At 26.8% G+C, this 12,168-nt stretch carries 8 protein-coding genes, 3 tRNA genes and 2 pseudogenes; 11 read left to right on the top strand and 2 right to left on the bottom strand.

Annotated elements, in window-relative coordinates; genetic code table 11:
- Positions 1-1,527, bottom strand: a complete 1,527-nt coding sequence (locus tag HNP68_RS03295) for a UDP-N-acetylmuramoyl-L-alanyl-D-glutamate--2,6-diaminopimelate ligase (RefSeq protein ID WP_183220418.1) — start codon at positions 1,525-1,527, stop codon at positions 1-3.
- Between the two features lie 114 nt (positions 1,528-1,641).
- On the opposite strand from HNP68_RS03295, the gene HNP68_RS03290 reads away from it, so the two are divergent.
- The 7 genes and pseudogenes from HNP68_RS03290 (at position 1,642) to HNP68_RS03260 (ending at position 6,860) form a co-directional block, all read left to right on the top strand.
- Positions 1,642-1,714: transfer RNA gene (locus HNP68_RS03290), tRNA-Cys, on the top strand.
- 86 nt (positions 1,715-1,800) lie between these two features.
- Positions 1,801-3,038, top strand: a pseudogene (locus tag HNP68_RS03285) (hemolysin family protein).
- Positions 3,039-3,080: 42 nt separating this feature from the next.
- Positions 3,081-4,019 (top strand): FtsH protease activity modulator HflK, encoded by a 939-nt coding sequence (gene hflK / locus HNP68_RS03280; RefSeq protein ID WP_183220416.1) that lies wholly within the window; start codon positions 3,081-3,083, stop codon positions 4,017-4,019.
- Positions 4,020-4,991 (top strand): protease modulator HflC, encoded by a 972-nt coding sequence (gene hflC / locus HNP68_RS03275; RefSeq protein WP_183220414.1) that lies wholly within the window; start codon positions 4,020-4,022, stop codon positions 4,989-4,991. It begins immediately after the preceding gene.
- Positions 4,992-5,085: 94 nt separating this feature from the next.
- Positions 5,086-5,158: transfer RNA gene (locus HNP68_RS03270), tRNA-Phe, on the top strand.
- A gap of 19 nt (positions 5,159-5,177) precedes the next feature.
- Positions 5,178-5,250: transfer RNA gene (locus HNP68_RS03265), tRNA-Phe, on the top strand.
- 32 nt (positions 5,251-5,282) lie between these two features.
- Entirely contained in the window at positions 5,283-6,860 is a 1,578-nt protein-coding gene (locus HNP68_RS03260; protein WP_183220412.1) for an HD domain-containing phosphohydrolase, read from the top strand.
- On the opposite strand, the gene rsmD is transcribed toward HNP68_RS03260, so the two are convergent.
- Positions 6,838-7,407, bottom strand: coding sequence for a 16S rRNA (guanine(966)-N(2))-methyltransferase RsmD (gene rsmD, locus HNP68_RS03255; RefSeq protein WP_183220410.1), 570 nt, complete (start codon positions 7,405-7,407; stop codon positions 6,838-6,840). The two genes, HNP68_RS03260 and rsmD, sit on opposite strands and share 23 nt — an antisense overlap.
- A gap of 52 nt (positions 7,408-7,459) precedes the next feature.
- On the opposite strand from rsmD, the gene HNP68_RS03250 reads away from it, so the two are divergent.
- From HNP68_RS03250 to HNP68_RS07085, 4 genes and pseudogenes are all read left to right on the top strand, one after another.
- Positions 7,460-8,296 (top strand): UTP--glucose-1-phosphate uridylyltransferase, encoded by an 837-nt coding sequence (locus HNP68_RS03250; RefSeq protein ID WP_183220400.1) that lies wholly within the window; start codon positions 7,460-7,462, stop codon positions 8,294-8,296.
- Positions 8,283-10,031 (top strand): BB_0208 family protein, encoded by a 1,749-nt coding sequence (locus tag HNP68_RS03245; protein WP_183220398.1) that lies wholly within the window; start codon positions 8,283-8,285, stop codon positions 10,029-10,031. Before HNP68_RS03250 ends, HNP68_RS03245 begins: the two co-directional genes overlap by 14 nt.
- A 25-nt stretch (positions 10,032-10,056) precedes the next feature.
- Positions 10,057-10,827: a tetratricopeptide repeat protein gene (locus HNP68_RS03240; protein WP_183220396.1), complete on the top strand. Its 771-nt coding sequence runs from the start codon at positions 10,057-10,059 to the stop codon at positions 10,825-10,827.
- Positions 10,820-12,168: pseudogene (locus HNP68_RS07085) on the top strand (hypothetical protein); the annotation flags it as partial. The gene HNP68_RS03240 and the pseudogene HNP68_RS07085, both read left to right, overlap by 8 nt.

Genomic DNA, 12,168 nt, shown 5'->3' with positions numbered 1-12,168 from the left:
TCACTTCTCCTTTTCTGATTTTTTTAAATTCAAAATAGCATTTTTAACTATCTCTTGCTCATTCCAAAAAATTTCTTCATTTTTATAAATTATTGAACTTTCATGACCTTTACCTAAAACTACAATCAAATCTCCTGCTCTTGCAAGGCTTATTGCTTTTTCAATAGCTTGTTTTCTATCAGGAACAAAAAATAAATCCTGATTTACAACTTTATTAACAATTCCTTTTGCAATGTCTTTAATTATACACATGCTATTTTCGCCTCTTGGATCTTCATCACAAAGCACTATTAAATCAGAATAACTATCCGAAATTTGACCTTGTAAAAATCTTTTTGCAACATCCCTTTCTCCTGCAGAACCAAAAACAGAAATCAATCTATTTGCAGTAAATTTTTTAAAAATAGGAAAAAGTTTAGAAAAAGCACCAGGGGTATGAGCATAATCAATTATTACAGAAAAATTTTGCCCCAAATTAATACTATCCATACGCCCATCAAGACTTTTAATACAAATAAGCTTGTCAACAATGTCTTGAATATCGCTATTTAAAATCTTAGAAACCAAAATAAGAGCAGCCATTACATTTTCAACATTAAAACTCCCCAACAGGTTAACATTAGCAAAATATTTAACACCTTTATGATAAAATTCAAACTCGGTAGAATCTGTTTTTTCATTAATAAAACTCACAAAAAAATCTGCTTGACTATTTTTTAAACTATAAGTAAAAGATTTTTTAACAGCATTCTTAAAATCATAAAAAAAAGAGTCGTCAAGATTAATAACACCAAAACCAGCATCATCACTAACAGATCGGAAAAGACCTAACTTTACATTCAAATAATTTTGAATTGTACCATGAAATTCAAGATGCTCATGTCCAATATTAGTAAAAACAGCTGCAAAATAATTAACATCAATAAGTCTTGCTGTTTCAAGGTCAAGCCCATGAGAAGTAGATTCAAGAATTGCATATTGAACCTCATTTTTAACCATATTGCTTAAAAACAAATGTATTTCTGTAGACTCGGGGGTTGATTGCCTGTAAGGATTTTTAATCAAATTACCACTCCCATCATCAAAAAATACCGTCGATATAAAACCTACTTTAACACCCTTTTCTCTTAAAAGAAGGTATATATAGTAACAAACAGAACTTTTACCGTCAGTACCAGTAACTCCAATAACTTTTAATCTTTTTGAAGGCTCATCATAAAAAATACTTGAAAAATTAGACATAAATTTTTTTATGTTAAAGTTATCTATTTTAATATAAGTAACATTGGGATTGTAAGAATTCAGATCTCGTGAGCACACAATAACATTACTACCATTTTGAATTGCAATTTCAATAAAGTCATGTCCATCAAAATGAATTCCTGAAATAGCAAAAAACACAAACCCGGGTAAAACTAATTTAGAGCTGTAAGTAATTCCTGATATTTCTAAATCAAGAGAACCTTTTATATACTTTATTAAATCTTGATCTAATTTTAATAAAACATCATTAAGTTTTTTCTTCATACATTAAAAGTTTACATAAAACTAATAAAAATAGCTAAGAAATTCAAAATTATGCTTAAATAGAAAATATATTTACAATTTTCTATTTTTTTAATAAACTAAGCAGTGTTACAAGGCGCTGTACCCAAGTGGCTAAGGGAGAAGTCTGCAAAACTTTGATTCGCCGGTTCGATTCCGGTCAGCGCCTTTCTAAGGTCAAGTCAAAAATATTTTTATCTCTTAAGAGTATAATTTAAAGCATTTTTATTAAAGATAAATTAAAATGATACATATATGTTAGAATTAATTGTGATACTACTATTTATAATATTATCTGCTATTTTCTCAGCATCTGAGACAGCTTACACTTCTTTAAGTATAATTCAGATACAAGATATAAGAAAAAAAGGAAAATCGGGCATATCGGTGTACAACTTGGTTCAATCTCCTTCAAAACTAATCACCACGATTCTTATTGGCAATAATATATCAAATATTATTGCAAGTACACTTACAACAAAATTTGTACTTGAAAAATATGGAAACAGCGCACTGGCAGTATCAACAGGCCTAATAACAATAATCGTTCTAATTTTTGCAGAAATACTTCCAAAACAAATTGCAATTCTAAATAATGAAATCATTGCTCTATCTACTTCATTTTTTTTAAAACCATTAATTTTTATATTTACTCCATTAATATATATAATAAACAAAATAATAAAAAAATATTAAATCTCTTAAAAATTAAAACGAACCATAAAATGACCAAAGAGAGTATAAAAAATATGCTCTCTTTAGCAGGCAATTTGGGAATTTTAAAAAACGACTCTAGAATATTTATGCAAAAAATGTTAGATATAGATCAAGTAAGAGCTTCTGAGATCATGACTCACAGAACAGAGGTTTTTTCGCTCTCAAGCTCATCAAAGCTAAAAGCTGTAATTAAATCGATCAAAGAGGAAGGATACTCTAGAGTTCCTATATACAAAGGACAAAGCAGAGAGCAAATAATTGGAATTTTAATAGCTAAAGACCTCATAGAAGTCAATAAAAAAGATATGAATAAAAATGTTTCTCAATTTATTAAACCAGCTGTATTTGTACAACAAAATAAAAGAATAAAAGATATATTAGACATTATGAGAAAAAAACAAAAAATAATGGCAATCGTAATTGATGAGTATGGTGGTTTTTCAGGAATACTTACAATAGAAGACATAGTAGAAAAAATTTTTGGAGCGATATCTGATGAATACGACATTAAAGAAGAAAAACCTCTGATCACACAAATCAATGACAACACTTACTCAATACTTGGAGAAACTACTTTTGACGAGATTGAAGAGATAATTGGACTATCTATTAAACATAAAGAGTATACAAATACAATTGGAGGCTATTTAATAGATCTACTTGACAAAATACCAACAAAAAACGAAACCGTAAAAACAATTGATGGAGAATATTTTATTAAGGAAATTCAGAATAATAAAATCGAAACAATAACTTTTATCAAATCTAAAAAGTAGCGATAAAATTCGCTTACAAAATAAAAACATTGGGAGAGACAAATGTTTGACATAAAACAAATTTTTAATAAAACTTACGAATATTTAATAATTATTATTACTTTAATACTAATATCAATAATAATTATTGCAAACATATTCATAGTTGGACCATCAGAAGAAGCAATTGTACTTCGTCTTGGCAAGCTTAACAGAACTCTTGATTCAGGAATACATGTAAAGATTCCGCTAATCGAAGAAAAGTTTATCTTGCCTGTAAAGATAGTCCAAGAAATTAAATTTGGATTTATAATATCTCCAAACGATTTTACTAGAGAAAATGATAATACAAACGATGAGGGCATGATTATAACTGGCGATTTAAATATCATAAATATTGAATGGCTAGTGCAATATAAAATAAGAGATCCTTATTCATTCAAGTTTAAAGTAGAAGACCCCGAAACAACAATTAAAGATATTGCAAAGTCATCAATGAATAGATTAATTGGGGACAATACTATTTTTGAAATAATAAATGACAACAGAGTAGGAGTGACAGAAGGTGTAAAATCTTCTATGAATGAAATAATAGATAATTATAATTTAGGCATTGACGTAGTACAAGTACAAATTAGAAATGCTCTACCCCCAAAAGGGAAAGTTTATGAAGCTTTTGAAGATGTAAACATTGCTATTCAAGACAAAAATAAATACATAAACGAAGGAAAAAAAGAATTTAATCAAATAGTACCTAAAATTAAAGGTGAAGCATTAAAGGTTATTGAAGAAGCCAGAGGATACAAAGAAAGCAGAATAAACAACGCATTAGCGGACACAGAAATTTTTAATGCCATATTAGACGCTTACTTGAAAAATCCCGACATTACAAAAGAAAGGCTTTACAATGAAGCTATGAAAGAAATACTTGAAAATAAAGATAATATTGAATTAATTGACAAAAACTTAAAAAATTTTCTACCATTTAAAGAGGTAAAATAAATGAAATTTATAATAAATCTTTTATTATCTACTGTAAAAATTATCACTTTTGCAATAATAATCTGCTTAACCATTTTATCTATTTTTCAACCAATTTATATTTTAAAAGAAAATGAAATTTCAATAACCACTAGACTTGGAAAAATTCAAAGAACTGATAGTTTAGCTGGGCTTAAATATAAAATCCCATTAATTGAAAATGTACAAATATTCCCCAAAATCATTCTTAGATGGGATGGAGAACCTCAAAGAATCCCAACAGGGGGAGAAGAAAAGCAACTAATATGGATTGATACAACAGCTAGATGGAAAATTGCAGACATAAATAAATTTTATACAACAATAAAAACAATGAGTAGAGCTTACATTAGAATTGATGCAGCAATTGAACCGGCTGTTAGAGGAGTTATAGCAAAATATCCTTTGCTTGAAATTATAAGAAGCTCTAACGATCCAATTCAACGTTTGTCTAATGGAGTACTCACTCCACAAGAAACAAAAATTAATAGTATTTATAAAATAACAAAAGGCCGAAAAATAATCGAAAAAGAAATAATTCATATAGCAAACAACAACACCAAAGATATTGGAATTGAAATTGTAGATGTGCTAATAAGAAAAGTTACTTATGATCCAAGTCTTATTGAATCTGTAAACAACAGAATGATTTCAGAAAGACAGCAAATCGCAGAAGAACAAAGAAGCATAGGATTAGCTGAAAAAACAGAAATTCTTGGAAGCATAGAAAAAGAAAAGCTAAGGCTATTAAGCGAAGCAAAAGCCACTGCTGCAAAAATAAAAGCGGAAGGGGACCGAGAAGCCGCAAAAATTTATTCAAATACCTACGGAAAAAATATTGAATTTTACAAATTTTGGCAAGCACTAGAAAGCTATAAAGCAGTGCTAAAAGATAAAAGAAAAATTTTTTCAACAGATATGGATTTCTTTAAATATCTTCACAAAAGAAATTGAAAATTTATTGTATATGCATTTAAAAGCAACTCTTTTTAAAGAGTTGACAAACATATATACTTATGAAAAAATTAAGGTATTACAGAATAAAAACGCTGCTGTAGCTCAGTTGGTAGAGCATAGGACTGAAAATCCTTGTGTCAGGAGTTCGATTCTCCTCGGCAGCATGTTAAGTAAATTACAATTGTCGCTGTAGCTCAGTTGGTAGAGCATAGGACTGAAAATCCTTGTGTCAGGAGTTCGATTCTCCTCGGCGACATTTTATTTAATAAAGATTAGAAGGATCTAAAAATGATACTTAAAGAAATAAAGCAAATAAAAGATCTACATGAACAAGACATAATTTTTACAAGAATAGGAAATTTCTCAAAACTTGGAACAAGAGTAAATGAAAAAATTATTAAAATACTTGATAAAGGCAATACACCCTACATTCCCGTTCTCAAAAAAGAAAAAAATGTGTCGTATGAGGACCTAATAAAAAAAATAAACGAAGAAATTTTAAATGATGACCTTAACTATTTAAGAGAAAAGCTAATAGACAGTCTAAAAGATGTATATAAACCCTTTAAGGAAGACGACCCAATATTTTCTGCCAAAGGGAAAAAACCACTCATGAAAATAAATACGTTAATGGAAGCTGAGCCCAATAACATTTATTGGAAAGAAATATTGGAAGGAAGCTTTAAAATACTTCCAAGACATAAAATAACATCTTTGCAAAAAATTTTATTAGAAATATATCATTATTTTGATGTTCAAAAACTAAGAACAAAAGAAAACCTTAAAGATAAAAAAACTTTAAAAAAATTATATTTATATTCTGCTAGAAGAGATTATGAGTTTTTTAAAGGGAAAGTCAAAACAGAAGGCGATTCAATACTACTACACTCAGTCGACACAACAATTTATTTTTTAATTACAATTGCAAATTTGAACAAAATAAGATCTTTGAAAAATGCACCTCGTTCAACTATCAAATTTTATCTTGATAAAACTGAATATACCGAATTTACAGAATTTTTTTATGCAGAAGATATGATACTACAAGCTGCACTTGGATCATTGCTACACTCAATAGGGTTGATGCATATAACAATATTAGAAAATATAGGAAATAAAATAAGCCTTAAAAATAAAAGTTTCAAAGAACAGCACAAATTAAAAATAGAACACTTGGAAAAAAATATTAACATTGCTAAAAATTTGTTTAGAATAAGAGATGATATTTCAGCTATTACAAAAATGATAATCAATGGACAAAAAGAATACCTTGACGCTACTGGATATCCACAGTTAAAAATTAATAAATTTATTCATGAACTTGTTAGAATTTTTTGCATAATAGATACTTATGATGAATTGGTAAATCCAATAATAATAAAAGAAAGCGCTAACCCTTTAGAAGCTATTAAGTTCCTAATAGAAAATAGTGAAAAATACTATTGGAGCAGAAAAGAGCCAAACGAGCAAACAAAAAACAAAAAATTTGACATTAAAATGCTAGAAAATTTTTTAACAATACTTGCACCTTTTGATTATGGGCAAATAGTAAATATAAACAAAAAAAATAATAATGAAAATCTTTTTCAAGCTGCTGTTATTGGATACAAAATGAACATTGTGCCAAATTTATCCATAATAAACAAAAAAAACCAAATTTACAAAATAGAAGAAATAATAATGGACCTTGAAAACAAGGAAATTTTAATAAAAGATGCAAATGGAAATTACAATACAAATCCATTGAAAAATGTGGATGATTTTGTAATAAAAAACAACATTCCAGAATTAAATAAAAATGAAATCCAACTCATTCTTTTTAGTTATGACAAAAAATCAAATCCTACAATATCTTCAAAAAAATAAGTTTTGATCCTCCATACCTTTTTAAATTGTAAACTGAAAATTTTGATGTATTTATGTTTAAATTTTCGCTAAAAGGACAATGAATAATAATATTAACTTTATCATTTAAAATTTTACCTTTTAAAATAATCTCAAGTAGATTAACCTTATTTTTATAATTAAAAGGGGGATCAAGATAAATAAAATCGTAAAAAAGATCTTTTTTACTCAAAAAATCCTCTGCTCTTTGAAAAAAAAATTTATAAAATTCTTTAACAAAGCTAAAATTTTTCACCAATGTAGTTTTAGTTTTCTTATTACATTCAACAAGATGGGCAAGACTAGCTCCTCTGCTAAGAGCCTCAACAGACATTATGCCAGTTCCTGCAAAAACATCCAAAAATTTTGAGTTAACAATATCCTTAAAAATAATAGAAAAAAATGCTTCTCTGACAAGAGACATCACAGGACGAACAGAACAAGTCTTGGGAAACAAAATTTTTTTACCCTTATATTTACCGGAACTCACATACATAAATAAAGATTTTAAAACAATTTCAAAAAACATTGAATATACAAAATTATTTTTTTGCTATAATCTTATTTCAAGAGAGAAAAGTATGAAAGGTATTATTTTGGCAGCTGGATATGGAACAAGATTTTTACCAATAACAAAAACAATTCCAAAAGAAATGTTACCAATTTTAAACAAACCAGCCATAGATTATATTATCCAAGAATTTATCGATTCAGGAATAAAAGACATTTTATTAATAAGTTCAAGGCGAAAAAAAGTTCTTGAGGATTATTTCGATAGAGAAATTGAACTTGAAAATATTTTTTTAAAAGAAAATAAAATAAATGAATTAGAAAAGATTAAAAACAAAAAAATTAATATAAGCTTTATAAGACAAAAAGAAATGCAAGGTACAGGAAACGCGCTACTTTATGCAAAACCTTGGATAAACAGAGAACCTGTAATTGTGGCTTATCCTGATGATATTCACATTGGAAATCCACCATTAAGCTTACAATTGATCGAACTTTACGAAAAAACTGGGAAAAACATAATATCTATCATTGAAAATCCAGAAAATATCAACAGATATGGGGTAATAGATCTCTATAAGGACAAAATCCATGTAAAAAACATTGTTGAAAAACCAAAAATTGGAAGTGAGCCTAGCAATAAAGCATCTATTGGAAGATTTTTGTACAACTATGAATTTTTCGAACATTTAAAAGAAGGATTTAAGCTGCATAAAAAAGGTGAATACTATCACATTTATGCTTTAAAAAAGCTGATGGATCAAAAAAAGGTATTATATCAAAATATTAAGGGGAAAAGACTTGACATAGGAACTCTTGAGGGTTACTTGGAGGCAATAATAAATTTTGCAAAAAAAGATAAAAATTTAATGAAAATTATAACAAAGGGAATAAATGAAAACATTTAAAAAGGATCCGGAATTTTATGATTCCCTTGCTACATTAAAAAAGTACATAATAAAATATATAGAAGAAAAAGTTTTAAAATACAGTATTTTTTCTCAACTTTACAAATTAGAAAAACCTGAGGTAATTGAGCTTATAAAAATTAGCAGTGATTATGAAAAGGGAAAAAATGGATTAAATACTTCACTCGAGGAATACTACTACAAAAAAACTCAAAATGAAATTATTAAAAAATGGATACTAGAAATAGTAAGAAGCAAAAATCTCACTCAAATAAGCAAAGAAGTCAATTTCAACACTAAAAAACTAGGAATAACATATAAACTAAAATCTAACAATTTTTTAAAACTAATTGAAATACAAAATAACCCTTATTATTCTCAAGAAAAAAAAGACATTTACAAACAAATTATATTAAATTTTTCTAGCAATATTAACATTGACAACCTAGAACAAACAATAGACATTCTAGTAGCTGTAAGAAACAAAAATAAATTTAAAATATTAAATATTTTAAATAAAAAATTAAAAAACCAATCGGAAAATCAAAAAGTTTTTAAATCAAGCTTAATTAATAAAGAAAGCAGACTGATAAAACTAACAAGAATAATAATACTTACATATTGGCCGGTTGGATGTTTGAGCAAAAATGTTTTTATCAAAATTTTAATAAAACATTATAAATACTTAGAAGAAGAAATTTTAGCACTAAAATACAATGAAATTTTAAACTACTTACATGCAATAAAAACTTTAAGTCTTAATGAAATTTTTTATAAAGGTTCGAGTAAAAATATTAACTTTAATTATTTTTTTAGTGATTTTACACAATACACTCCAAAGGATTTTCAAGGCACATTAAAGTGCTATTTATATGTAGTTGAAAAAACAATAACAAAAAAATATTTAACTTGGTTTTTCAAGGATAAAATATCGAATAATTGGGAATCTTTCATAGATGCACTCGAATACATTGAAAAACACAAATTAATCAACATAAAAGAAAAAATTAAAGAAATTATAAACGCAAAATTTCAAACAGAAGATTTTTTTATATCTTTTGACAAAACAAATTTCAATCCTTACGAAAGCTCAATCATATTCAAAGAAAAATACATTAAAAGTTCATTCTTAGAAAGCATTATAAACCATGTTGAAAAAAATTCTCAAAATATAGAAACTTATGGATGGATTGCATTCTATATTTATGCTGATAATAAGGATAAAAAAAATTTTTGTCAAAACATAAAAGAATTTTTCAAAACCAAAACCTTTGAAATACAAAATCAAATATTTGTATATTTTTTATCTTTTTATCCCAATATTGAAAATAAACATTTCAAATTTATATCAGATATATTGCTTTACCTTGACGAAAACAAAATTACAATACCTAAAAAAATAATAAAAATGCAAAAAATAAATCCCAATCAACTAGATTACCAAAGATCATATCTTTTAATAAAATCACTAAAAACAAGATCAAGAATTTTAAAAATTCTTCTCAAGAATATAAGATTTAATCTTATTGAAAAACTAGAAAATGAAAATGATAAAAAATTATTACCCGCAATATGCTATTTAATATATTGTGAGAATTTGCTAGAATTAAAAAACAATAGAAAGATAAAATCTAATGAAAAAAATAGTTTATTAGAATTTATTTATTTTTTCAAAACAAAATTGAAGCAAAAAATAAATTTTAAAAAAGAGTTTATGAAATCTAAAGGCATTTAATCTAAATTAAGTAGAATGGGAAAAAATGAGGGTTTATTTATTATTAAATAAAAATTGTAAAATTTTTATTTTATTTTTACTTTTAATATTTTTTAATGCAAAATTGGCATATTCTCAACGGCTAATTAGAATCGGCAAAGAAGAAATGAAGAACAAAAATTATATTCAGGCGATCGAAACACTAAGCGATGCTATTAAAAAATATCCAAAAGTACAGCTCGGCTATTACTTTCTATCAATAGCATATAGAGAAAATAATCAACTAACAGAAGCAGAAGGAGCCTTGCTTGATGGAATTGCAGTAGGAGGCGAAATTGATTACATGCTATATTATGAATTAGGGAACATAATGTTTAACAGAGGAGAAGGTTACTATCCTCTAGCAATAAAATATTATTCTAATTCTATTAAAAGCAAACCTAATTATGACAGCGCTCTGCTAAACAGAGCTAACGCCTATGTTCAACAGGGCAAAATAACATCTAAAGAAAAAGAATACCAAAAAGCTTGGGACTCATATACTATGGCCATCCACGACTACTCACAATTTATTACCCTTAGATCAAAAACAGAAAAAAAAGACAGTATTTTACTTATAATAAGCTATTTAAGAAACGAAAAAATTTATCTTGAAAAACTTGACAAAAGTTTAAAGGGACGAACTGATCATATTGTATACGCAAAAGAAGATAAAAATCAAATACTAAAAGATAGTTTTAAAGACACCCTGGAAACAAATTCTTTAATTGAACTAGAAAAACTTAATTGGCAAGAGGAGTTATACATAGATGAATAAAAGACATACAAATTTTTCGGTATTATTGCTTTTAATTTTCTTACTTATCTTATCATTTGGTGGCTTTGGTTACTATATGTATCAAAGCAAGTTAAATGACAAAAATCGAGAAATAATGCTAAACGAAGTTAAAAATAGTATAATAGATCGAAACTATAAAAAAGCATATTCTGTTGCAAAACTTCTGCAAGACAAATACCCACAAAATGAAGACATTGAAATGCTCACAAATACACTAGCAGAAATTGCCAACAGTAGTCCTTTTGAATCAAACGATTTACAAAAAGATTCTGCAAATCAAATACTAGATAAGATTAAAGGTCAAGACAATGCAAAAACAAATCTAAACGAAAATTTTGATATTGCATTTAATAATAGATACATTAAAGACAGTACAATAACAGAAAACTACTCTGATAGAAACGATGATTTTGGAATTGAAGATGAAGACATATCTGAATTTAAAAAAAGCAAAATCCCAGAAAAAATAAATCCAAATACAAAGCCAAAAGAAGAAGATCAAACAATACAATCCCCAAATCCCAAATTAAACGCTAATGATCAAAAAAAATTTTTTAATTTGGAAAAACTAAAAAAAAATTTAAGTGAAAAATCAAATAACGAAAATACTTTAAACAAACCTCAAAAAATAGAAAATAATAAACAAAGCACAAATTCTTCCAAAGAAAAAAACTTAGAGCATATTTTAAAAACCCCAGACAACAGTAAAAATTTAAACAACGATAATGCTACATCTTTAAAAAAAATTTCTTCAAATTCTAAAAAAGAAAGTGATCTTCCTTTATCCAATAAAACAATAATGGGAAAAATTAACAGGCCATATAGTTACTTAATAAAAAAAGAGCTCTATGAAATATTAGACGATATTAATACTGGTAGAGTCACACTTGGAAAAAACAGATTAAAAGAATTAATTAAAAAAGGTTTAAGCGACAAATTTCACAAAGTAAATGAGTTGATTGAAAGTCTAAAACATAAAGAAGCATCCAATTTACTATTAACCTTAATAAAAAAAGATATTGAACCAAATTTAATTAATATGCCAAAAGATTCTTACAAAAAAGACATTTTCCAATTAAATAAAGAAGACAAGAAAACCCAACACTTAGAAGACCTTAAATCTAAAGTTTATTCAATAAAACCTATCGATCTTGAAAATCCAAAAACACGTCAGCAAGCTATTAAAGATCTAAATGAATTTTTAACAACCAGTCCCAATGACACCCATGCCTCTAAAACTTTAGCTCAAGCTAATAAAATGCAACACTTAAAAGACCTTAAATCTAAGGTTTATTCAATAAAACCTATCGATCTTGAAAA

Source organism: Borreliella yangtzensis, assembly GCF_014201775.1.
GTDB lineage: Bacteria > Spirochaetota > Spirochaetia > Borreliales > Borreliaceae > Borreliella > Borreliella yangtzensis.
The sequence above is the reverse complement of the archived record's forward strand: the minus strand, read 5'-3'. Positions and strand labels throughout refer to the sequence as shown.

Bases quoted from the DNA above. Each gene is read 5' to 3' on its own strand.
- HNP68_RS03240 (WP_183220396.1), top strand. From the start codon at position 10,057: ATGAGGGTTTATTTATTATTAAATAAAAATTGTAAAATTTTTATTTTA.
- rsmD (WP_183220410.1), bottom strand. From the start codon at position 7,407: ATGTTTTTTGAAATTGTTTTAAAATCTTTATTTATGTATGTGAGTTCC.
- hflC (WP_183220414.1), top strand. From the start codon at position 4,020: ATGAAATTTATAATAAATCTTTTATTATCTACTGTAAAAATTATCACT.
- HNP68_RS03260 (WP_183220412.1), top strand. From the start codon at position 5,283: ATGATACTTAAAGAAATAAAGCAAATAAAAGATCTACATGAACAAGAC.
- HNP68_RS03250 (WP_183220400.1), top strand. From the start codon at position 7,460: ATGAAAGGTATTATTTTGGCAGCTGGATATGGAACAAGATTTTTACCA.
- HNP68_RS03245 (WP_183220398.1), top strand. From the start codon at position 8,283: ATGAAAACATTTAAAAAGGATCCGGAATTTTATGATTCCCTTGCTACA.
- HNP68_RS03295 (WP_183220418.1), bottom strand. From the start codon at position 1,527: ATGAAGAAAAAACTTAATGATGTTTTATTAAAATTAGATCAAGATTTA.
- hflK (WP_183220416.1), top strand. From the start codon at position 3,081: ATGTTTGACATAAAACAAATTTTTAATAAAACTTACGAATATTTAATA.